This window comes from Legionella rowbothamii (genome assembly GCF_900639985.1).
Taxonomy (GTDB): Bacteria; Pseudomonadota; Gammaproteobacteria; order Legionellales; family Legionellaceae; genus Legionella; species Legionella rowbothamii.
The window spans coordinates 1,104,853-1,128,533 of sequence record NZ_CAAAIM010000001.1 but is presented as its reverse complement, the minus strand read 5'-3'; the positions used below and the strand labels follow the sequence as shown (position 1 = coordinate 1,128,533).

The window sequence follows — 23,681 nt, the reverse complement described above, 5'->3', positions numbered from 1 at the left end:
GCGTATCACTACGCCCTTTGTCCGAATTGGTATAGACAGTAAGATTGAGTACAGTCCTTATTCACTAAGGTGGACTCCTCCGGAGTATTTTAGGCTTCTTACAGTTTCTAAGCATGCACACCATACCCTCAATCTGGCTCCCAATGTCGTGCTGTTGGCTGAACAATGTGTACCGTCTATGCTTCAATCATAGGTCAGTCTTTGCGGGAATGCCAATAAATTTGCGCTTTTTATTGCAAAGATTGTGTAAGGACCTTTTTATCGAGTTTAAGCGCTCCGCCTAAATGTAATACCACCAAATGAAACACCGAAGGGAGGTCTTCGGGGGTGGGTATGGGTAGAAACCTGAGGATTTCCTTTGGTTGTACGTAGGAATAGTTGTGTGTAATAAAGTTTACCTTGTTTGTCGCGAATTACTCCAATACCTGTCAGGTCGTAATTCCCAACAATATTTCTTTTATGGCCAGAGCTACGTACCCATTGCTGAACTACGATCTGTGCATTTTTGTAATTATAAGCAACGTTTTCTGCCCCTGCGCCTGTGTTTTTTATCTGTTTATGCAGACGAGTGATGCGCTTGGAAAAGTCTTGATGGCCAAAAGGCATTCTATGAGTAGCCATATCGAGAGAATGTTGTCTGGCTTCTCGTACCATGTTGTTGTCCATTTTCAATGGGGACAAGCCATGCTGTTTGCGATAGTTATTAATCTGAACTAACACCGCATTTTGAATGGCGGTTTCACTTTCCAAAGCCTGGGGTTTGGTATTTGCATAAGTGTTAGATAAGAATGCTAATGCAATGAAGCCTAATACGAAGCCTATATTTTTTTTAAAATGCATGCTGACTCACCTGTCTTGATTTATGTGTGGGCCGCATGGTGACTAAAAATCTCTCATTTGTCCATAGTTTGGTTGATTTAAATTTACTCAAAAATAAAAGAGGGTATTCTTTTGAGTTAAAAATACTTGCAACTTAGGCCGTATTGGCGCAACGGGGATAGGGGATAATGCATCAATCAGGTTTAATCTCATATTACTGGTTACTGGCGCTAATACAAGTTACGGTTAGCTGGTTAATGCGTTAACCGTTTAATAGTTTCTTGCAGGTTCTCTACTTCGCCAGAGAAATGATAATAGATTCGGTTGTTCGTACAATCGACAATGCATAATTGTTCTTGAGGATTATTATTAAATTGTTTAAATACCCAAAATAACCCATCGTAGTGTTGTTTTTCTATTTCAGAAAGTAAATCCACCATCTTTTCTTTTTGTAGTTCGAAATGAGGATAAAGAAATCCACAAGAGCCACGTGTAACTTTATAGGCAAAATGATTTTCTTTCATGGTAACACCTTGTTGTGCAAAAAAAGATCATATATTAGAATTATAGCCTTTTGCGGTGAGAAAACACGGTGGCGAGGGGCATTTCTTAAATGGAAACGGGTTTTTAATATTTTTTAGTCATTGCGAAGAACTCGAGGCAACCCAGGGGTTCTGGGTTGCCTGGTCACTATGTTCCTTGTAATGTGGCACTTTGAGCGATTCGTGGCGTTGTGATAGGTTCGTTATAAATTAACAGAAAGCCCTACTAAAACCGCATGTAGAGTAGGAATATTGGTTAGATTTGTTCTTTTAGAATATGGGTCTAATTGAGCATTCGGTTTATTTCCGTATATTCCTTGATACAACAAACTCAAACTGGCTAAGGCAGTAATTGGGTAACCAAAGCCTGCTTGTACTTCTCCGGCTAATTGAGAGATCTCATTCACCGGAATGCGATTAATTTTCCAATGGCGGTACGCAATACCACCTTTGAGTTGCGCAAAAAATGAGCTATTAAATAAGGGGTCTGTTTTTGTGGTAATTAACAAGTCTAAGACAGGAGATAAGGTCGTATGAACTGGGGTCCAGCGGAGACGGCTCAGGGATTTTTTAGGAATAGTTAGGCAAATTTTATTACCTGTTTGCAGCCCTAATTCAAGGCCTAAGGCGATATCGCCGGCAAGTAATAATTCGTTACCAAGAGCCAATCTGCCTAAGGCAGAGTTTTTATCATTCGCATCAACTTGGTAATGAACACTGCCAACACTAGCCGTGACTGACCATGGCTGGTCTTGGGACGTGAGTGTCGGTATGTAGCTTGCTGCATGAGTAGCGAACGAAAACAAAATTCCTACTGCAGTAGATAGTTGTGCAAAGCATCTCTTCATTGTTTTATCCCTAAATGCATTAGTTTATATCAGCTGGGAATAGGGGCAGTGACCCTTGTTTGGCGGAGAGAGAGGGATTCGAACCCTCGATACGTTGCCGTATACACACTTTCCAGGCGTGCGCCTTCGACCGCTCGGCCATCTCTCCATTGCGGCAAGCTTATACATGTCAGCTAATAAAATCAACCCTTATACATCCAGAATGCATGTTTTTATTGCATTGAATGTTTATATTTGTATATCGTGTATACTAAAATGAAGATGATCAATGGTTTTAAAGGAATTAAATTATGTTCACACGGCTTATTATTTTGTCATTGACGTATTTATTCGCAAGTCCATTGTGGGCAATTACCTGCTATTATACGTTGGCAAAAGATAATTGTTGGCTAAAATTTGACGTGACGGTTGAAGTAATGGATGCCCTAAGTGCAAAAGTTTTAACCACAATTACGGTACCTGCGGGGCAAGCTTGGGGACGAGTTACCTTCCCCTGTGAAACTAATGGACAGAAGTTGATGTATCGTGCTCGCTACTCTCCTTATTTCTGGGAAAGTGAAAAAGGAAAAGTTTATTCGGCGAAAAATTACTGGTCTTTGCCTAATGAGATAAAACCTGGTGATTCAGCATGGAATGTTTCTGTATGCTATCCGTCTGACTTTGCTGCAGTGCCATTACCTCCTGAAGCAACAAATAATTGTCAATGTGATTTTTCTAATATTCCAGTTATTCCGCCAAAACAATTATAAATTCCAATTCCTTTCCTAAATGTGGGAAAGGGGCATTGCCATTAAGTTAAGGAAATGTCATTCCTGCAAGGGGGAGAATGACATTTCCTATCTAATTTACTATCTATGTATAGGAGGAGACCAAAAAATTGATTACTTTAAGAAATAAAATTGGTCAAATGCTGATTCTGGGATTTACCGGCAGCGAAATTCACGAGCGCAGTCCTATTGCAGAATGGTTATCACAGGATGGTTTAGGCGGCGTCATCTTGTTTGATCGTGACGTCGCCACTGGCGGTTACGGTAAAAATTTAAAGCATCCACAGCAAATAAAACAATTAATTCACCAGCTAAATTATTATTCAGTACAGCACTATGATGACGATAATCTGCGGATGCCCTTATTTACTGCGATTGACTATGAAGGCGGAGCTATTGATCAATTAACTCATGTTGAAGACTGCATGGCGACCATGCCTGCTTTAAGCATGACTCATTTAGCAGAAGATGCTTTGGATGCTGAGCTCAGCCAAATGGCCGAAACTATCAGTTCTTTAGGGTTTAATCTCGATTTCGCTCCAGTAGTTGATTTACACATGCATGACGAGCGAGGAATTATTGGTGCGATGCAACGCAGTTTTTCAGATAATCCAGAAGTAGTTATTCGCTTGGCACGCCAATTTGTACGAGTATTTCGTCGTTATGGTATTGCAACGTGCTATAAACACTTTCCAGGCCATGGCAGTGCTGTCGGAGATTCTCATGAAGGCTTTGTCGATGTAACCGAGACCTTTTCAGATGCTGAATTAGTACCTTATTATGAGTTAGTAAGAGATGTAGATCAGCCAACCATGATTATGACTGCGCATGTTATTAATAAAAATTTAGATCCTCGAGGGTTACCTGCTACTTTATCTCATGCCATATTGACGGACCTCTTACGGAAAGAAATGAGATATGATGGAGTCATTATCAGTGATGACTTACAAATGCAAGCAATTACGGATCACTATTCCTTGGATGAAGCCCTACACCTCACAATTAATGCCGGCTCAGATATGATAATATTTTCGAATCAATGGGATACAATTACCGCACCAGAGGTCATTGAACGAATCGAACACTTAGTGTTAACTCAAAAAATCAATCCACAACGTATTGAGGAAGCTTATCGACGGGTTATACGCCTAAAACAAAGCCTAATATATTGATGATTCGCATTAAATTCTCTTGACGCTGGCGCTGAGTGTGTTAGAATAAGCACTTGTTGTACATATTTTAATCAGATATTAAAGGTTTATATGCGTTTACACACCCGATTTATGATTTCTCATTTTATAAACTTAAACGCTAAGTTTCTTTCTTGTTGTTGCTGTTAATCATTTTAGTTTCCCTATCTTTACCTGTCTATTTTAAGGATTTACTATGTGTGCAGCTCACCAACAGAAGAAAAGTTTCATGTTAAGTACCCCAATTATCTATTCCTTGATGATCGGTTTGGGAATTCTCAGTGGAATGTCGGGTATCCCTTTTTTAAAGGATATTGGCCTACTGGTTTCCGATTTATTTATTAAGCTTTTTAAGTGCATTAGCTTACCTATTATTTCTTTATCCATTATTGTGACCTTAGCGAATTATACAACCGATGGATTAATGAAAAAAATTTGGCAACGTACGATTAAATATACGTTTTCAACGACCATTATTGCAGCCACAATTAGTTGTTTTTTATATGTCTTAATTCAACCTAGTTCCGTGCAAGTAAATATCAATGCGCAACATCTTACTCAATCGACTAATAGCTTGGGATATTTTGGGCATTTAGCAAATATTATCCCTACGAACTTATTAGCTCCATTCCTTGAGCAACAGGTTATGGGTGTTTTATTTTTGAGTATTATTATTGGTATTGCGGTTCGCCAAATCCCTGAAGATGGCGCACGTGAGACACTGACATCTTTTTTCCGTGGCGCTCATGGCATGTTTTTAGTCATGACTCGCTGGATTATAGCGATTATTCCTTTAGGATTATTTGGATTTATGACCTCTACTGTGGTTCAGCTTCAGTCAGGTAAGGATCTTAAAGGAATTTGGCAATATTTATTAATTATTGTCTTGGCAAACCTGATTCAAGGTTTTGTTGTTCTGCCTTTGTGGCTAAAGAAAAATAGAATTAAGCCCTTTACAGCAATGCGAGCTATGTTACCTGCTTTATCTGTAGCATTCTTTTCTAAGTCCTCGGTAGGCACTTTACCTGTGACGATGAACACCATAGAAAATAATCTAGAGGTAAAACCGGGAGTAAGTCGTTTCGTACTGCCTTTATGCACCAGCATCAATATGAATGGTTGTGCGGCATTTATTTTTGCTACGGTAATTTACTTAATGCAAAATCATGGTATGCCCATTACTTATGCCACTATGGCGCTTTGGGTGGTGGTAGCTACTGTTGCTGCAATTGGTAACGCTGGTGTGCCTATGGGATGTTTTTTCCTCAGTGTTAGCTTGTTATCCAGTATGAATGTTCCTATTGAATTGATGGGTATAATTTTACCCTTCTACGGCTTAATCGATATGTTGGAAACCGCACTTAATGTTTGGTCTGATGCTTGTGTCACTAAGATTGTTAATGATAAGGCTTTGACTGAAGAGCTAGGGGAACAGCAACCAAGACGTCATTCTTCTTTTGCACCGGAGTTAGGTTAGAATTCTGCCTAGGTTGTTGAGCCTGCGTGTGATTTCCAATACTGGGCTTAACAACCCAGTCTACCTTTTAATAAAGCTCGCTTAGCACTGGGAGTTTGATTGGAGTAACGCTAAACTTAATACCCACTGTAAGTCAACGCGGGCAACTCCTCAGACTGAGGGCAAGGAAATTTTTCAGTAAATAACCTATAAGTTCGGGCACTATGGGTGGGATTAAATCCTCCGGATTTATTCTCTGGGTTTTCTCTAAATGGATGACGATGAGAGGCCAACTCTTGAAGAACCCTGTTGGCTTGAGCTGATTTTTGGAGCGCAATATCAAATCGTTCTAAAACGGGTACTTTAGCCATCGCCTCTTCAATTCGTTGTGCTTTTGCTTTCATGCCTACCGTATAGAAGCGGCATTCATTACGAAACTTAGCGATAATATTATGCATTTCTTTAATTACAGGATGCTTCGCCATTTGGGTTACATAACTTTTTAGTTGTAATTTTATTTGTTGCAGTTCTTCTTTCGTTTTTGCGTTGTCAATATCACGCAGATGTTTCTCTTTAAACCGTATCATCTCTAAATCTTTTTCCCCAAACTGGAATGTTTTTATCTCTTTTAATAGGCATATACAGGCTTTTTTAAGCTCAACAAATTGTATATTTTCGCAAATCGTGTCTTTTAAGGCTTTTAGTTTTAGGTCTAAAGTAGGGAGGTCATTGTCGTTCTTTATTTGGTTAAGATATCCTAGAGCTTTAATAATGGCCTTATCAATTTCTGAATCATTGAAACCACGTTTATACTGCCGAAATTGATATATACGAATTTTGTAGCGTTCTAAGGCTAACAAAAACTCATGGGCAGTTTTTATTTTTGTTAGTTCATTTATGACCTCATCCATTGACGGGCGTAGTTTGCTGTCTTCCTGAGTTAATTTTTCTATAAGCGTTTGTAATAAGGCACCCGATGGTGTGCGAAAAATTGGTTCAGAGAAGTCAGTCTTTTTTCCGATTACATCGTCTAGATCAGCAGCCTTGGTTAAAAATTGATAGAGATTCTTTCCGAGCATGAATGTATGAGCTTTATCTGCGGAGCTTGGGGGAGGTATACGGCTATTTAATTCGGGGGGTATTAGATCCATCGTACCGGTGATGCCATAAAACCAATAATTTTGCGGGATTGTCATATCTAGAAGCCCGGATTCATCGATAAATAAAAAAGATTTAGTATCCGCTAGTTTTAAGGTCCCGTTATCGATAAGCCAATTGGAGTTCTTCATATCGGTAAAGGCACAGCCATCGCTAACAATATTTTTTAAGAGGCTTGCCATTTGCCGATAGATATCTAGTGCTAGAGAAAGTAGTTCATTGATAGGACGTGATACCTGGGCATAGGTTTCTAAATCAGAGCCTTGGCAATAATCGGTAACTAGAAGTGAGCGAGTAATATGCTGGTTTTTATGATTAATAAAGCTGGCATCACGCTCAGCCCATATTGGAGTACACACATTTTCTAATGAGCGTTTTCTTAGGTAGATGTCGGCATGGCGGGGATATTTTTCGCGAAAATCTATTTTGAGGACTAAGTTTTTTCCATTGTGTGTATTGGTTATTTTAAAATTACGAGAATTTCCACCACCCAAACTCATTATTGTGTGGGTGTGTAAAAACATTTCAAAGTCTTTATAACCTTCCTCATCGGGCGAATATAATTTGATAAGTTCGGCTCGATTGAAATTTGCACCTTCAAAAAGAATTTTTAACAAACCATCCACTTTTTCTGGAGGCATGTTGGCTATAAGTTCAGGCAGTGATGTTGGATCAAAATGTAAGGGTCTTGAGGCGAGCTGATCCTCTAAAGAGTTTTCTTGTAGGGAACTAATATCTAACGAGGTAAACTCATCTTTAATTTCTTTAAATAACTTATGGTGAATTTTTTGGTGATATTCCGGACAAGATGCAATAATTTGTTGTGGGAACCGGTTGCTTAATGCTTTTTGCATTTGGTAGATTTGAGATAGAATTAAGCATCTTTTTCGGTAATTCTCTTCACCATTATAATTCTCTATTAAGATATTCAATTCCATAAATCCAATAGCTACATCAGTATAAAACTGTTTGAGCTTTTTATCAGTTATAGAGTTTGGTTCTTTAATAGAACAAATGGTGCTGATTTTTCCCATAATTAAGAAAAAAGTGAAAGAAAAAAGGTATCATATAACCTTTGTCAATGAACATCCAGTATGTATGCTTACTGTTCTGCTTGTCGGTTTCATTTTCTTAACCACCGACTTGGTTGGGGCCGGTGGCTGATTAAGGCGCAAACAGGTTTTTCTTCATGTCCAAGGCTATGAGATTTCATTGTTTGGGATTAGGCTGCAAGCATCGATGGTTATCATATTTTTCACAGTGATTCATGAAATATTGTTTTACTCCAGAAACAAAAATGGTTTCACCATTATCCATAAGAAAAATGCGTTCAGGTTGCAATTCGGCGTAGTTAGAGTCTCTTAATATCCCTTTATATAAAGAGCCTGCATTTGCAAATAACCATCTATCGAGGAAGGGGAGAACTTTATCTGGATTATTGGAGTAAAAGTTTTCATTCACATCGTTAAACAATTTATGTTTCATTTCATAATTGCTTTTGAAATAGAAATTACTGCGATCCCGTCGGTATTCAGTGAATGGAGGCTTAATTGGATTTTTTTTCATGCCTGCTGCAAAACTTAATGAAATAATAAGGCCCTTAGCTTGTTCGATTTTGAATTGAGTATCGAATAGGGTAGAGCCATTATACTCCTGAAGGTAGTTTTCTAAATAGGCTACCGCTTCATCATTTACGGGATCAAAATAACTATTAATTATAAATTGGGTGGCGAGAAATGTTTGGGGGTCATAATGACAGCTTATATAAATCGCATAAATAAAGTGTTCATTAACTATGTTGTCTACTAAGATTTTATTGATTTGGTTGTGGACCTCGTTACAGGTTATTTGTTGCTCTTTTATCTCGCTTTCCATACGAATAATTTGAGTTGGATAATCTATGTTGCGAGTTAGTAACTTTAATTGATTCAGGGTTGTTGACTCATTAGAATAACTCATGGCTCGAGTATTTTTTTCTGGGGTTGGGGTGAGTGACATGGCTTGATGGTTATCATTCGGGTGGCTAAATGCGAAAAGCGGCACTAAAACAAGCGCGACAACTAAAGAATTAAATTTCATAACAAACTCCTTTTTCTGTAGCCTTATATTGCATCCTTGGCGGATCACATTGTGATGGCTCACATTTTGAGTATAGATGAGGTGTTTTAGAATTAGCCACCTTGTTTATTAATAAAAAAATGATTAATTCACAAGAAACATCTCAATGTGGTTATAATTTGAGCATGAATCATCATCCCAAACATTTTGAATGATCTCTTGGATAGGGCTAGATGTGTTGGTAAGGAGATAATGCTACATTTAAGAGAGCACTACTCAGGATGAGGTGTGTAACGTGGTTTTGAAAAGGGGGAGATCCACCTACAGCTTATCGGGTAAAAAACCACCGGCTTGCATTTTCCACATGCGGCTGTAGTAACTGGGTTTCTGAACCAATTCGTGATGAGACCCATCTTCAATAATGCGCCCTTTTTCAAAAACTAAAATCCGGTCCATTTCGGATAAGGTAGACAAACGATGAGCAATGACAATGGTTGTTCGTTCTTGCATTACCAAATGCAAACCGTCTTGAATTAGTTTTTCTGTAAGTGAATCTAACGCGGAGGTTGCCTCATCTAATATGAGTATAGGTGCATCTTTTAAGATAGCTCTGGCAATGGCAATTCGCTGTCTTTGTCCGCCTGAGAGTTTAATCCCCCGTTCGCCCACTAAGGTGTCGTATCCTTCAGAAAGTTGAGTAATGAATTCATGGCAATGAGCTTTTTGGGAAGCCCTAATCACTTCCTCATCAGAAGCATTAATTCGACCGTAACGAATATTGTCCATTAAGCTGCGATGAAATAAGGTGACATCTTGAGGAATCATGGCGATGTGCTCACGTAATGAATCTTGAGTTACTGCTTTGATATTTTGCCCATCGATTAAAATTCGGCCTGATTCCACATCAAATAAGCGTAGAATTAAATTAACAAAGGAACTTTTTCCTGAGCCAGATAATCCTACTAAACCAACTTTTTGCCCAGGCTCAATCACGATGGATTTATTTTTAAATAGATGCGCCGATTCATCATAATGGAAACTCACATTCTTAAATTCGATGCGCCCCTGGGTGACAATTAGAGGTTTAGCATTTGGTTTATCGGCAATTTCATGAGGTTCAGTAATGAGGGTTAGCGCTTGACGGCACTTACCTAACTCCTCAGCGAAGAGCACAAACTGGCTGGCTAGATACCAAAGGTTGTAAAAAATACTGATGGATAGGGAAATGATAAAACTAAAATCACCAACAGAGACCTGATTTTTACTATACATCACCACAAGCATGTATAAATTGGCGGCAATTAACACAATGATGCTCACATCCCAATAGATCCGCATTTTAAGAATAACCCATTGCATGGTTTGGTCCGTAGCGACCGTATCTTGGGTGGCGTTTTGGATTAATTTATTTTCATAGCTTGCTCTGGAGAACATACGTAGGTTGCTTACATTACTGATGCTGTCCACAATTTTCCCTACCAGCTTGGTTTTACTGGCGGCAAATATATTCGACATATCGCGAACTGGCTTAAAGTAGACCACCGCAATCGTGAGGAAAGATATAGTCCATAGCAAGAGGATCAGAGCAAAGATAGGATGTACCAGCAGCATGCTGATAATTGCAATCACCACACCGATGATTTGCGCTAATGCATCATCAATGGTGGTAAAAATGGTGATGGTACCGGTCGTCATATCTGAGATCTTATTTGAGAGACTGCCAGCAAAGTTATTTTGAAAATAACGATGTGAATGGCGATTCAAATAAGAAAACATGGTATCGACAATGTCATAGCGTAAGCGAGGAAATAGCTGTAAACGAATCCAATCTACTAAGCGCATAGCAATAGCAATCACTATCCATAATACAATATAGAGAATTACCTCGGGGAGAACGGCATTGAATACAGCAGTTCTATTTCCCTCAAAAGCAGTTACTTTATCAATAATAAGTTTAAGTACATACGGAGAGAGCGTATTATTAATTCCCCAATATGAAGCTACTAAAAGCAATGAAATAACATAGTACTTATGTGGTTTTAATAGCTTAATAAAAAATTGATAAAGTGAAACTTGTGTATTCATTTTAATAATCCATCCCTAATCTCATAGCTTGCGGTGATACCAATCTCTGCTAAAAAATCAGCGTCATGTGAAATAACGATTAATGCTCCAGGGTAGGCTTTAAGAACCTGGATGACGTGAGCACGGGTTTCTCTATCCAAGTTGTTAGTTATTTCATCTAAAATCAATAGCTTAGGATTGATCGCTGCAATCTGTGCCAGAGAGAGCCTTGCTTTTTCTCCTCCTGAAAGTGTTTCAACTAAAGCATCCACCTCTTCATTTTTACGAAACAGAAAATCATTCAGATGCCTCCTGATTTCAGTATAGGATCGATTAGGTAACAAACAACTCAATGTTTGCCATACTGTGTTTTCGTGGCTCAAATTATGATAGTGCTGATCCAGGTAACCTATTTCCTTTGCATGAGGTAGATACCACATTCCGGTGCGTACTAAATTGGGGGCAGTCAATAGTGCTTTGATTAAAGTGGATTTTCCGCTGCCATTATTGCCGTGAATAGCTATACGATCCTGGCCTTTAATGACGATGCTAATGTCCTGAAGAATAAACGGGCTTGTTGCATAACGAACCCGACCTTCACTAATTGTTACCAAAGCATGATTGGATGGCTTACCGTTTAACACAAATGTGGGGGAAAGAACTTCCTCTATGTGCAATTCGGTTAAACGTTCAGTGAGTTCTTGTCTTTTATTGTTTAAGGCCTGTTTTTTACGACCGGAGGTTTCTTGAGCAGTTCTTACTTTGGTTCCGGAGACAAGAGCAGGCCATTTTTTTTGGTTCATTTGCTTTTCGCCTAATTGGCGGCTGCTTTTGGCACGCTCCTGTTCTTTCATCAGATTAGCATGCATTTGCTTTCTCTCTCGGCTGACATGATTTATTTCGTTCTCTAAGGCGATTCGTTGTTTGGCTTGCTCTCGCATATAGTTGGTATAACATCCCGTAAAGATGTGTATGTGTTTTTGTTCAATATGCCAAATTGTATCTATAGTGTTTTGTAATAAGTCCATGTCATGAGTTACCATAATCAAGGTGCCGGGAAAATTAGAAAGCAGTCGTATCAATGAGTGTCGATTATGACTATCTAAATGATTCGTTGGTTCATCAAGCAGTAGCAGCTCGGGGGTATGAGCTAGTGCCTGAGTTAATAATTTATTAAAGCATTGCCCACCACTTAGTGAATCAAACACATCAACGAGTTGGGGGATGTATCCGCAGGGGAGATCTTTGGGAATGCACAGCGTGCCTTCAACTGCAGTTTCTAACCCGGCAAATAGTTTCAGTAAGCTGGATTTTCCAGAACCATTACGTCCAATGATCGCAATCCGACTGCCATGGGGAATCTGACCAGAAAAATCGGCAAAACAGGTTTTATGGGGGAATGAAAGGCTAAGGCTTTCAAATTGGATTGGCTCATGCATCATAAACTCTCTTAAGTGTTCTAAAGGGCGATTAATTAACTTGCCCGGATTAGGGCGTACTTAAGAAACTTTGTTCATGATGTGTTCGAGCCTCATTGATAAAATTTGACAGATATTATGTTAATCAAAGAGAGATGACTTGTCAATTTACGAGTAGGATGGGCTTTTAAGCTCAGCAAACAAGACTCATGCTCCACTCAATTCTGGGCTACACCGACGAATCTAAATTAGGAATCAATTCCTTACAATGACGCATGACCCGCTGATTTTCTGGGGGCAGGGTGAGGTAGTCGCCAAATTGTTGAGTTAATAGTTCTGCTGCATTATTCGGAATATTAAAATGACCTGTTTCAAATAGGGTTCGTTTTAAAGGATAGATATCTTCTTGTTTTAGGAAGTTTTTTCCTACACAATTATAGCCACGACCCCAATAAGGACTGTCACTATTATTTGCTTTTTGAATGATAGAGTCCAAGCTCGATTCCAACATGGATTTAGGGAGAAGCTTTCCAAGCGCTTTATAGACCCCAACATGATGGCCAATACTAACTGCCCCATACTTGGTGCTTAAAAAGCGAGAGATTTTTTTTGCTAGAAACTTATAACGTTTACGTTGTTTTTGATCTTCAGGCATGCGGTCATAAACAAAAACATCGATAAAAATCCCTTGTACATAGGGTTCATTGCCTTGTTCATGTTTCTCGATGTAACGGCTGGAGCGATCTCTAATTTTTAATGGGGTTGCCATATTAAAGTAGCCGGGATCTGTATGGATGGTTTGCAACCAGATGTGATCCGGTAATTCTTGTGGAGCGATGCGCAAGAACTCTTCATAACTAGCTCGAGGCATGGCAATATCCATATCATCATCCCACGGAATGAAACCTTGATGACGAACAGCACCTAAAAGCGTACCTGCATCAAGCCAATAATCAAGACTATGTTTCTGACAAATCGCATCGATAACTTCCAGCATTGCTAGCATTTTTAATTGAGCTTGTTTTAAACGACCATCATTGAATGCTGTATCCGCTGAATGTGGATTGATTTGTTTTTCTAGGGCCATGAATTATGTTCCGTAGTTTTGCTTGCGTGGAGTATAAAATAAATTTTTCTGTAGGGCTACTTAACTAGACTCTGCCCTAATACTCCTGTTTACTCTGTTGCGCTACTTCAATACGATGGAAAGAGACAGGAAAAAGCCTAAAGTTGATGCCAATAAATCTTGCTACGTCACTTTTTTTCTTATAGTGTATCGCGGTGTTATTATGATGTTATGAGTGTTTCATGTCTGATGTTCAAACCCAAGCAGAGTCTTCCTGTGAAGCTCTTTTATCTGGATTAGCAAATGAGGTTGCTGGATGTACTCGTTGCCCTCTTCATAAGACTCGTAAGCAAACAGTTTTTTTTCGTGGCAGTCCTCAAGCGAAGCTGATGATTATTGGAGAGGCCCCTGGGTTTTATGAGGATCAACAAGGTAAACCTTTTGTGGGAAAAGCAGGTGGTTTATTGAACCAAATGATGCAGAGTGTGAATCTGTTTGAGGAGGATTTTTATATTGCCAATGTTTTGAAATGCCGTCCTCCGAATAATCGTGATCCTCAGTTAGAGGAAATTGTGGAATGTAGTACTTATTTAGAGCAGCAAATCGAACTTATCCAACCGGATCTTATTTTGGCTTTGGGGCGTTTTGCCGGTCAGTTTTTACTTAATAAACCTGTGGCCTTGAACCAATTACGTAATAGAATTCATTATTATAAAAAGATACCGTTTATGGTTAGCTATCATCCTGCATATTTGTTGAGAAGGCCTGTAGATAAAAAAAAGACCTATGCTGATTTACTTGCTGTGAGGAAATTTTTAGAGGAAGGAGGGAGCGTGACTAATCCTCTTTCAACTTAATGATTAACAATTGTAGGTTGTCCTATACACTAAGGGCCAACCTACAAAAGAGAGTAAAACAATTACTCTTTAGGCATTGCAGCTTCAACATCACTAGTAATATCAACCCAAGAGTTGTCGGAAAAAACCACGGAGTTGGAATTGAGTACTGCATTAAGTTGTTTTTCTTTAGCAATTTTATTAACTGTTGATTTCACTAAATCAGTGAATTTTTTTAGTCCTTCGGCTTGAACTTCTTGAATTTTTTTCTGATACGCTTGGCTCATTTTATTTAGTTGGGTTTGCTCTGCAGTAATTGCTTGCGCTACGGTTTTCTTTTTGTCATCGCTGGTTTTTTCATAAGAACCCATTAATGCTTGTATCTTCGCTTTTTGAGCCTGTAATTTTTCTTCCATTCCTTTAATGTCTTCTTGAAGGGCTTTACTGCTGTTTTGGATGAATGCAGAATTGTTATACAATTCAGTAACATTGACCACACCGATTTTTAATTGGTCTGCTGCTAAAGCAAATGGTGCACAACAAGCTAATAAGATAAATCCAAGTATTTTTTTCATAATAAATTCCCTAATGAGTTAAATTTCGAAGGTCATCATAGGGTGAATTATTGAAGAGTTCAAGCATCGTTTTTGATGTTTTTATTTTAAAAATAAATTAGTTAGGAGTAAGTACATTAACGTCTTTTTGTTCTTTTCTAGAAGAGGTGGATTCGGAATTTTGGGGTAAAGTGCTTTGCCATAGAAAATATCTATTTTGAACATCACGAGATACAGAGTAGGTAATATGGGCGATTGTCGTCGAGGCTACTACTACTCCTGTATTGGTTGCTGCCTTACAAAATAGACTTAGCATAATCATTTCCCTTTATTGAATATGTTGATATTATACCGTTGAAGTGATAAAAATCACCCCTTTTTTCTATTTTTGAGCAAATGTGGCCCGTTGCAAGCAAGAGCACCCTAGTCACATCTTTGCCTACGCCAGCAGATACGCCATAGGGCGTAGGCAACAGAAATTATTTAGGTTTTGCTGAAGGAGATGCTTCGAGGACCGTTTGGGGTTCTTCGGCTTTTTCTTTGGTCGCAAAAAATCGATACGATTTTAAAGCTTCTGTATCCGGTTGATTTTCTGAAGGAACTATCTTAGCTAAGGGGGTGGGGCCGAGTTTTTCTCCAATACCCGCAATAAGCGAAAAGATCATTGCTGAAAGAGCCATTCTTAATGGAATTTGTTTCCCTGAATAAGTAATAAACGTTTTAGCGGCCTGTGTCGGATTTTGATAAAAATCACTGTAAAGGTTTTTTATTACATTATATGTTGTCTCATTAATTAATTGCCCGCTCTGAGAAACTTTGGTTCGTGCTAGAGTTAAATCTTTAAGTGAGGCGAAAGGATATGCCGCTAAAGCACCGAAAGCACCACTAATTGCTCCAGCAGTAGCATGTTTGGATGTTGAATTCTGCATGCTTAATTGATTCGCCATCCATGTTTCAAATTGTAACATAGCAGTGAAATTAATAATTCCGGAAGCATACCGTGCTGAAAACCCATTTAATAAAAGTGCTTGGACATTATGAGGGGTATACCATTTAAAATTAGGAGGCAAAAGACCGGGTGTTTTTTTCATTTGCGCCAATGAATCAGGTATTTGCGTTATTGCAAGGTCCCAAAACGCTGCGTGCATTGTGTAGCTGAATGGGATTTTTTGTGTTGGTCTGAGTGGTTCTTCACGGGTTGTTTCTTCCCGTACAAGAGATTCTCCAACCAAGCTCTCAATGGGCCTATTATTTTTAGTGGTAGTAACATAAGTAGTTCGCGCTGCAGAGCTATAAAGGCTAGTTTTTGTTCCTGTATAAAGCGCTCTAAAAAACCCAAAGGTTCCGCCTGATAGAGAGGGTACTACTGGAGCTTGCGCGGCCATGCGTGCCAGTAAAGTTTTCGTCGGGCTTTGTATGCTAAGAATGGCGATGTTAGTTGCTCCTGCAACGGTTAAAAAGTTACTGGCATACCAGACAGCTGGAGGTATTTTTATTGGAGAGGGGCCAGATTGAGGCAATTGTTTTTGTTGTTCGTCAGTATTAGCAGGTGTTTTAGGATCGCCTGGCATCATAAACCTCTAGATTAGCGTTAAAATCTGCCTTATTGTATGAATGAATAATTAACAAAATATTAACAACAGTACTTTTTTGATCTATTTTTTGATCATAGAGTATTTTGAGGGACTTAGCCCGTATTAGACGAAGTCGTAATACGGGATATGGAGGCAAAAAGCCTTGTGCACTCCCTAGCTGAGGGTATTTAGTTCGTTCATCGCCAATAGAAAAGATTCTTTTTTGTGGGCTTCAGAAGATTCAAGTAAATTCGTCAGATTTCTGGCACACCAACGTGTTGCGCTAATTAGGGCAAGAGGATCTTTATTTGCTTGCAAAGCCCATTCAGCATATTCTAATAGCAAGCTAGCTATATAGGTTTGAGTTAAGGCAAAAGCAAAATGACGGGCGCCTATTTGCTGTTCTTCACTATTCCTATGAGACATAGAAACCATATAGCGTTGAATTGTTTGTGCTGCTTCTACAGTATTGTTTTTGGCTGACTGAAGTTTAGGGTTGTTGATCATGTCAAGGCGTTGGGCAACATCCTCGAAAAAGGCTGTGGCTGCATTTTCTTTTTCAATGGCTCGTAAGACGTCCAGACTTAAAATATTTGTGGTTCCTTCCCAAATAGATAGAACTTGGGCGTTACGCAATAATTGCGGAAGCCCGGTATCCTCAATATATCCTGCCCCACCAAAAGCTTCCAAGGCTTCGCTGACTACCGCAATAGCTTGTTTGGCTGTGTACAATTTAGCAAGCGGGGTTAAAAGTCTTAATAGGGAGCGTTCACGTTCTGTAGCTGTACCTACTTCGTCTTTACCGAGCAATTCAATCGCATGGAAAACAAGATGGAAGGCGCCAGTGAATTCTAGGTGCATGTGAGCTAATGTTTCCAGATGTAGACCATGTTGGGATAGCGGACGACCAAAAGCAACACGCTTATTTGCATAATCACGTGCAAGAGCAAGTGCACGACGCATATAACCAACAGCACAGCAGGCATTATAAATGCGGGTAATATTAAACAGTGAGGATATTTTTTTTACCCCATCCCCCATACCTCCAACTAAGGTTGCTTGAGCATTATCCAGCGTTAATTCCGCGGTAGGAAGGGCTCGCGTTCCTAGCTTGTCTTTTAAGCGATTGATACGTATGCCATTGAGCATGCCTTGAGGGTCGCGTAGCTCCAAATAAAATAAACTTAGCCCCCGACTCCCTTCAGGTGCTCCTTCAATACGCGCCAGTGTCATAGCCATTTGTGAAGTGGTTGCTGAAGTAAACCATTTAACACCACTTAAACGAAACTGAGTTCCATCTGCTTTCGCAATAGTCGATGTACCACTTACGTCGGAGCCGCCAGTACGCTCGGTCATCCATTGTCCAGAGGTCCAGAACTGGGATGGATCTGTTGAGGTTAAATGTGAAAAAGCACGGTGCTTAAGAGAGTCATCCGCATACAGCTCTAAAGCGCGCGCTGCGCCATCAGTCATTGCGAGCGGGCAGGTATAAATTGCGGAGGAGGGGTGGAATAAATAAAGTTTGGCAAATTGGTGTATGCGTGATAGCGCGTCGTGTTTACGTTCATAACCAATGGCAATAAGCTTTTCTTCGGCTGAAATGCGATCCAATGCGTTCCAGGCAGCATGTACTTCAATATGATCAATTCGCTTTCCCCAAGGATCATAGGGAACATGCTTGGGAGGGTAAGCTTCTGCTTCTTGCCCTAACTGATAGATCTCTTCAATAACCCTTTGCCCTAAATGCTGTAATTCAGGTTGAATTTCATTAAGCATGGTTGCAGGAAGCTTCCATTCGAGATAGTTTTTGAGAACTACATCATCATCGTATTGATTATTTAAGCATGGGGGTGTTTGAAAAAAATCACTCATGGGGAATCCTTTCTTATGATTTTTAAAGATGTCTTATATTAGCCGGATTTTAATGATTTTAGAAATAGAGTGTTTCTTGATCTTCATCAAAAAGTGGTACTGATTAATACTTGCTTAGCTGCTACGTGCCCCATCAAGATTACATTTTCTTCCGTGCATGCCAATAAAACCCTAACGGTATAAAACCCAAAAGAATACTCCCAATGCCAATAATATCAGTTATCAGACTAAATTTAGGAATACTTAGGCAGGCGATAAAAATAAGAAAGATTGCGCTGAAAGCTGGCCAAATAATATAACCTATTAATTCATATATGTTTTTATATATGAGGCGATGGTACCAGGCGCAGGCAAATCCGGTAAGACTGTAATAAAAAGCCACCAACAAGCTAATTGCATTGATGGAGTCATGGATGATGAGATTTATAGTGGAGTAATTAGAGGATAACGTCAAAAAGATAATGCCTAAAATCCACAAAATCACAATAGCCACCCAGGGCGTATTCCATTTTTGATGAAGATGGGCATAACGAGAATGAATGGTTCCATCTCGAGCTTCAGAAAAAAGAGTTCGAGTAAATTGAATAATGTTTGTTTGTAAGGTACCAATCGAACTAATCATTACGGTGATAACTGCTAGGTAACTCCAAGGCCGGGGCATAATTTTATCGGCCAATGCAAAAATTATATTGGGTCCAGAATGTTGAATTTCGCTGTCAGTAAATGCAAGTAGTGTCACTATTGCAAATCCTACAAAGACTAAAATAATGATTAATACAGACCAAAAAGCGCCAAGGCCTGGAATATGTTGTGTATCTTTCGTTTCTTCATTTAAATTTAAGGTGACATCCCAGCCCCAATAAAGAAATACAGCAACTAACGCGCCACTGGCAAATAAGCTGGGAGTAAAATGAGTTAGAGAAAGCCAGTCGATTGAAAATTGATGAGCCGGAGTTTTGGCAAAAAGAATAGAGCCCATTACAATCACATAAAGCAAAAATAGGACTTCAAATCCGGTCATTAATACTTGTAGGTAGGCGGTTGGCTTGATTCCTCTAATTGCTATTGCTGAAATGACGCTGATCCAAAGAATGCTTACAAAAGCAATCCAACCAGGGCTATGTCCTAGGGATGGCTTGATAAGTAGTAAAGTGGCCGTTGCGGCGGGAAGCGATCCTGAAACCATAAATAATGCGGAAGAAACTAGAACGGTCCACCCAACAAAAAAGCCTAAATACAAACCAAAAATTTTGGAAACCCAGGCATAGGAGGCACCGGCATTAACTAATACCTTATTCAGATGAATAAAGGCTAAAGAAATTCCAAACATGACTAGCCCGCAATATAAAATGCTGGCTGGCGCTAAAATTCCTACGGTTATAACAAGCGGCGCTGTGGCTGCAGAGACACTAAATGCTGGTGCGGAACCAGCGGTTCCCATGGCAATAGATTTTCCTATTCCTAACGAATCTGCGGCAAGCTGCTGTTCTTTCTTTCCGTTCATGGTATAAAGGTTCCATTGCAATAGGCGCATGATTAATTATTAGTTTAGTTGATACGAGATTTTATTGTTGGAAGTATAATCTGCTATGTTTTTATGTATGACCACATGAATTGTTTTTGTTAGGGAGCATTCTTGAAACTAAAATCATATAATTTATTAACCTGGGTGCCTCATCTTTTTTTATTTTATAAAGAAAAGGTTTTTCGAAAATTATTACCGATTATTGCAATCGTTACTATTTATGCCATTTTGATCCTTTGTTTTTTTGAGAATGCCAAAAAATACAATATAGGTCAATTTCATCTGATTTTTAGCTTTATCTTAGCAATAGTTATCAGTTTTAGAGTGAATACCAGTTATTCACGCTGGTGGGAAGGGCGCATATTGTGGGGAGGAATTAATAATAACTGCCGTAATTTAGCCCTGAAGTTTGATGCTTTCATTGGTTTAAATAAGCATCAGGACTTTTATGAATTACTCACTAAATTACCCATTATTATCAAAGCTCATTTACGCAAGGAAACGGATGAGGTGGAAACTGAATTGCTGTCTTTATGTATTCATGAGATAGATTCAAAGAACCCGGTACTTTTTGTAACGCAGAGGATGTACGTTATTCTCAATCAATTGCGCCAAGAAAATAAATTACAATTAGAGCAATATTTGGCACTAGATACGCATGTGGTAAATCTAATCGACCTTGTTGGTGGTTGTGAACGCATTGCTAATACACATGTGCCTCCACCTTTCGCCTTCTTTGTGAAGCAAGCTTTACTCTTTTATGCTTTAATTTTTCCGTTTGGCTGGGTTAATACCTTTGGTTTCTTAGTGATCCCGATGATGGTGATGATTGTCTATATTTTACTTGGTTTGGAGATTTTATCCGAAGAATTGGAAGAGCCTTTTGGAAAGGGTGATAATGATTTGCCACTCAATAATATTGCGAAAAATATTGTACGCAATATTGAGCAAATTGCAGTCGAATCGCGACAAAGAGATTTATAGCTTAGGGTGATCGAGCGTGTGCCCTTGTTCCTCATGTTCTTCCTGCTCGCGCTCTTTCATGAGCACGCGACTTTGTTCGATGTAGTCCTCTAACGATTGTATTTGTTCAAGATGAGTTCCACCGAACTCGTGTTCAAACTGTTGCAAGGTGCTAATTAATACTTTAGGGGTAACGTGTTCTGCATTGTACCTAGATGAATTGGGATTTTTATTGATGTGATTTATTAGTACATTAAGATTTGCTGGGTTTTTGACCGGAACTATTGGTTGAGCAATAAACAACTCTTGATAAATAGCGGCCTTAATTTCATCAGCAGTATCGACATTAATTAATTGAATCACTTTGTTTAAATGCTCAGTTAGGTTGATTTTTTGCGAGCGAGGATCCATGAGCCATGCACTAAGTGAGTATGAGTTGTCTTCCATTCCTTCAGCAATATTCGATTGATAAATATAGCCAAAAACGTCTTTCTTAGTCTTTTCGCAAGCGAGTATTACATAGGAGTGTCCTGGAATATCGATGCGAATCAGTTTAGGTAAATGTTTACCTAACTCTTTAGCTAAGGAGGGGAGTTGAGGAGGGTTTTGTGTGTGTGGAATAAATAGGGTGCTTTGGGTCAGTAATGTACAGAAGGAATTTGCGATGTCACCACAGCCCACAGGGTAGAATAGGGATTGCTCAATTGATTTTTCCAGTGCGCCCATCTTTTCAAATACGAGAAGCATGTTTACCATGGTCTGCAAATCACATCCTTGCAGTGCCAGATGAAATTGAGCACTCGCTACATTATCAAATCGTTTTCTATAGGAGTCGAGTACTAGTTTTCTAAAGTACTGATCAAAGTCATCCGGGGTGAGCTGTTGGCCATCTTTTTGAAAAAAAGAGAGTTCACTTTTAAAATTCATAAAATTTTTGACCAAATTAATATATAATTGTATCAGATTAATATTTTTTTTCCTTTCTGCAAAGTAAAAATAGAAGATTCTTATGACAAACACAAATGTGAATACTTATAAATTTTTTACCGAAATCAATACGGTACAGAACTTTCTACAGGTTCTATTGAACCAATTAAAAAAAAGTAACCCTGCTCATGCGGAGCTAGTTAATAACTTACAAGCTATAGTAGATGGCGTAGAGGTTGAAAATTTACCTAAGGAGTTAGAGCCCATAATTACTTTTTTAAATAAGCCTCAATTAATTATTCCCAACTTAAGTTGTGAAGGTAAAGAATGCTTTAATACTGCGGTTAAGAATAAGTTGTCTGACTTTATTATGGAATTGAGGCAGCAAATGAATGTAGAAATGCCTGGCATGCAGGGATAAACGGGTAGTATGATCGAAAGACCTAGATGGCCTGAGAAATCGGCCATTTTTATTGCAAAGATAATAATGCCAGAGCCAGTTCCTCAGTACGCTCCGCGGACAAGTCGCGGGGCGTAGAAATAAGATGTAATTAATTTATATCATGCCCCCACGAGATAGGTGTTCTACGCGTTCATCCGTTGTTTCCATGCGTGTCTTGATGGCGCTATTCATATCTTTAATAAATTCTTTAACTTCTCGTGTATTTGCATGGGGATGCTTTATTTGTGCATAATTTAAATATCGTTGGGCGATATCTTTGCAGTCATCTGGCCCATATGTTTTTCCCTCATACAGTTTTTTTAGAGCTGCAGCTACTCTTGGACCGCTTTGCTTTTCTTCTCTTACAATCAGTTGTAATTCGCCAGGATATATTTTTCCGGGGGGGAGCTCTCCTGAATGTCGGTTGAACAATGACTGGGTATGTAGCTCGCTTAAGGCTCTTTTTTGAGCGGCTCTTGTTTCTGCATACTGTGATGCGGCTTTTATTGCTTCATCCAGTATTGCTTCGGAGCATGAATAGTTAATCTTTAGGTTATGCTTGCTAAATACTTCCTCAACTTCGGGACTACGTAATACATCAGCCATTTCCGATAAACTGTGAAAACCAGATTTACAAGTGAATGAAACGAAGACTTTCACAATGTTATCGACATCCATTTGTAAATTAGGTTCTTTGGGATTTTGTTCGATGTATTGATCTAAGACTGCCGCTAAGGTATAGGCTGTACCTGAAACAGAGTTTACAAAAGGAACATCTACATTTGTTGATGAATAACCACTGTCAACCTTTTTATTAATCAAAAAACTATCCGTGATACTGCCTGTAACCGCTTTTTCTCGACGTTCATCTGCTGGTGTAGGCGTGTTCGCTTTAATAATACCTGGATTCATGGTGTCACCAACATCCTTGCTATCTCGTTTCCCACCACGGTCCTTAAATTTGGAGATAGGTATATTTTCTTCGCGTCTCATGGAGGATTCGCGGGACAAAATAGACTCGGTTTTTTCCCCAAAGCCCCTCATTGCGGCAATGACCATCTCCATATCTTCAAGATTATTAACTTTTTTCAATTTTGAGAAACTTTCTTTTTCAGCATAAAGTAAATTGGCACCTGCCATGAATTTGGCAAAACGATCCATACTGTCTTTGTGTGATTCATCGTTAAGAGAGTTCCATTGCTCATTAACCAAATGGTTTTCAAAATACCTCCTACTCTCAACTTTTTCAGGTTTGCTATTTTTAGCTGCTCTTTTGGCTGTAGATTCGAATAAGCCTGCAATGCTTGCATCATTAAGGGTTTTTGCGGCGCTAATAAGTTTTTCTGTTGCTGCTTCATAATCGAGATTTAAATAATCCTGCATAGATTCCTCTATTGATTGTTGAACTAACATGTCACTTGATGACGTCGCTTTTTCATTATGGAGCATGTCTAAGGCAATCAAAATAAAATCCGAAGTATCTAATTTTTTAGAGGACAACATTTTCTTTAAATCACTGGTTTTTTTGCCCATGTCTTGCTCCTTAACTTATGTTTGTATAAAATTTAACAAACACTTAATCCTATAAATAGTCAATGTGAA

General features: G+C 39.0%; 21 protein-coding genes and 1 tRNA gene. 6 read left to right on the top strand and 16 right to left on the bottom strand.

The window, feature by feature from the left end; all coding sequences use genetic code 11:
- Positions 1-267: 267 nt before the first annotated feature.
- The 4 genes from E1P08_RS04745 to E1P08_RS04730 form a co-directional block, all read right to left on the bottom strand.
- Positions 268-840: a CAP domain-containing protein gene (locus E1P08_RS04745; protein ID WP_133135838.1), complete on the bottom strand. Its 573-nt coding sequence runs from the start codon at positions 838-840 to the stop codon at positions 268-270.
- 233 nt (positions 841-1,073) lie between these two features.
- Complete coding sequence (locus E1P08_RS04740) at positions 1,074-1,343, bottom strand: hypothetical protein (protein WP_133135837.1); 270 nt, start codon at positions 1,341-1,343, stop codon at positions 1,074-1,076.
- A gap of 221 nt (positions 1,344-1,564) precedes the next feature.
- The gene (locus tag E1P08_RS04735) at positions 1,565-2,209 is read right to left on the bottom strand and encodes a hypothetical protein (RefSeq protein ID WP_133135836.1); all 645 of its coding nucleotides are present in this window, start codon (positions 2,207-2,209) and stop codon (positions 1,565-1,567) included.
- A 60-nt stretch (positions 2,210-2,269) separates the two neighbouring features.
- Positions 2,270-2,357 (bottom strand) — tRNA-Ser (locus E1P08_RS04730).
- 142 nt (positions 2,358-2,499) lie between these two features.
- Here E1P08_RS04730 and E1P08_RS04725 point away from each other — a divergent pair.
- From E1P08_RS04725 to E1P08_RS04715, 3 genes are all read left to right on the top strand, one after another.
- The gene (locus tag E1P08_RS04725) at positions 2,500-2,958 is read left to right on the top strand and encodes a hypothetical protein (RefSeq protein WP_133135835.1); all 459 of its coding nucleotides are present in this window, start codon (positions 2,500-2,502) and stop codon (positions 2,956-2,958) included.
- Positions 2,959-3,086: 128 nt separating this feature from the next.
- Positions 3,087-4,148: a glycoside hydrolase family 3 protein gene (locus tag E1P08_RS04720; RefSeq protein WP_133135834.1), complete on the top strand. Its 1,062-nt coding sequence runs from the start codon at positions 3,087-3,089 to the stop codon at positions 4,146-4,148.
- A 214-nt stretch (positions 4,149-4,362) separates the two neighbouring features.
- Positions 4,363-5,643 (top strand): dicarboxylate/amino acid:cation symporter, encoded by a 1,281-nt coding sequence (locus E1P08_RS04715; protein ID WP_133135833.1) that lies wholly within the window; start codon positions 4,363-4,365, stop codon positions 5,641-5,643.
- A gap of 116 nt (positions 5,644-5,759) precedes the next feature.
- On the opposite strand, the gene E1P08_RS04710 is transcribed toward E1P08_RS04715, so the two are convergent.
- The 5 genes from E1P08_RS04710 to E1P08_RS04690 all read right to left on the bottom strand — a co-directional run bounded on the left by E1P08_RS04710 (position 5,760) and on the right by E1P08_RS04690 (position 13,407).
- Positions 5,760-7,712, bottom strand: a complete 1,953-nt coding sequence (locus E1P08_RS04710; protein ID WP_165485082.1) for a protein kinase family protein — start codon at positions 7,710-7,712, stop codon at positions 5,760-5,762.
- A gap of 277 nt (positions 7,713-7,989) precedes the next feature.
- Positions 7,990-8,859, bottom strand: a complete 870-nt coding sequence (locus tag E1P08_RS04705) for an Lpg0189 family type II secretion system effector (protein ID WP_133135831.1) — start codon at positions 8,857-8,859, stop codon at positions 7,990-7,992.
- Between the two features lie 300 nt (positions 8,860-9,159).
- Positions 9,160-10,923 (bottom strand): ABC transporter ATP-binding protein, encoded by a 1,764-nt coding sequence (locus E1P08_RS04700; protein WP_133135830.1) that lies wholly within the window; start codon positions 10,921-10,923, stop codon positions 9,160-9,162.
- Complete coding sequence (locus tag E1P08_RS04695; protein WP_242602366.1) at positions 10,920-12,344, bottom strand: ATP-binding cassette domain-containing protein; 1,425 nt, start codon at positions 12,342-12,344, stop codon at positions 10,920-10,922. Before E1P08_RS04695 ends, E1P08_RS04700 begins: the two co-directional genes overlap by 4 nt.
- 205 nt (positions 12,345-12,549) lie before the next feature.
- Positions 12,550-13,407, bottom strand: a complete 858-nt coding sequence (locus E1P08_RS04690; RefSeq protein ID WP_133135829.1) for a LicD family protein — start codon at positions 13,405-13,407, stop codon at positions 12,550-12,552.
- Between the two features lie 221 nt (positions 13,408-13,628).
- On the opposite strand from E1P08_RS04690, the gene E1P08_RS04685 reads away from it, so the two are divergent.
- On the top strand, positions 13,629-14,243 hold the full coding sequence (locus E1P08_RS04685) for a uracil-DNA glycosylase (RefSeq protein ID WP_133135828.1): 615 nt from the start codon (positions 13,629-13,631) through the stop codon (positions 14,241-14,243).
- 62 nt (positions 14,244-14,305) lie between these two features.
- On the opposite strand, the gene E1P08_RS04680 is transcribed toward E1P08_RS04685, so the two are convergent.
- From E1P08_RS04680 to E1P08_RS04660, 5 genes are all read right to left on the bottom strand, one after another.
- Positions 14,306-14,797 (bottom strand): OmpH/Skp family outer membrane protein, encoded by a 492-nt coding sequence (locus tag E1P08_RS04680; protein WP_133135827.1) that lies wholly within the window; start codon positions 14,795-14,797, stop codon positions 14,306-14,308.
- 97 nt (positions 14,798-14,894) lie between these two features.
- Positions 14,895-15,092, bottom strand: a complete 198-nt coding sequence (locus E1P08_RS04675; RefSeq protein WP_133135826.1) for a hypothetical protein — start codon at positions 15,090-15,092, stop codon at positions 14,895-14,897.
- A gap of 163 nt (positions 15,093-15,255) precedes the next feature.
- Positions 15,256-16,350, bottom strand: coding sequence for a hypothetical protein (locus tag E1P08_RS04670; protein ID WP_133135825.1), 1,095 nt, complete (start codon positions 16,348-16,350; stop codon positions 15,256-15,258).
- 174 nt (positions 16,351-16,524) lie between these two features.
- Positions 16,525-18,222 (bottom strand): acyl-CoA dehydrogenase family protein, encoded by a 1,698-nt coding sequence (locus E1P08_RS04665; RefSeq protein ID WP_133135824.1) that lies wholly within the window; start codon positions 18,220-18,222, stop codon positions 16,525-16,527.
- Positions 18,223-18,361: 139 nt separating this feature from the next.
- The gene (locus E1P08_RS04660) at positions 18,362-19,726 is read right to left on the bottom strand and encodes an APC family permease (protein WP_133135823.1); all 1,365 of its coding nucleotides are present in this window, start codon (positions 19,724-19,726) and stop codon (positions 18,362-18,364) included.
- A gap of 132 nt (positions 19,727-19,858) precedes the next feature.
- On the opposite strand from E1P08_RS04660, the gene E1P08_RS04655 reads away from it, so the two are divergent.
- The gene (locus E1P08_RS04655; RefSeq protein ID WP_133135822.1) at positions 19,859-20,731 is read left to right on the top strand and encodes a bestrophin family protein; all 873 of its coding nucleotides are present in this window, start codon (positions 19,859-19,861) and stop codon (positions 20,729-20,731) included.
- On the opposite strand, the gene E1P08_RS04650 is transcribed toward E1P08_RS04655, so the two are convergent.
- On the bottom strand, positions 20,726-21,637 hold the full coding sequence (locus E1P08_RS04650; protein WP_133135821.1) for a hypothetical protein: 912 nt from the start codon (positions 21,635-21,637) through the stop codon (positions 20,726-20,728). The two genes, E1P08_RS04655 and E1P08_RS04650, sit on opposite strands and share 6 nt — an antisense overlap.
- A gap of 82 nt (positions 21,638-21,719) precedes the next feature.
- Between E1P08_RS04650 and E1P08_RS04645 the strand changes: the two genes are divergently transcribed.
- Positions 21,720-22,058 carry a hypothetical protein gene (locus tag E1P08_RS04645; protein WP_133135820.1) on the top strand — a complete coding sequence of 113 codons (339 nt, stop codon included), beginning with the start codon at positions 21,720-21,722 and terminating at the stop codon, positions 22,056-22,058.
- 135 nt (positions 22,059-22,193) lie between these two features.
- On the opposite strand, the gene E1P08_RS04640 is transcribed toward E1P08_RS04645, so the two are convergent.
- Positions 22,194-23,612, bottom strand: coding sequence for a hypothetical protein (locus E1P08_RS04640; protein ID WP_133135819.1), 1,419 nt, complete (start codon positions 23,610-23,612; stop codon positions 22,194-22,196).
- Positions 23,613-23,681 lie beyond the last annotated feature (69 nt).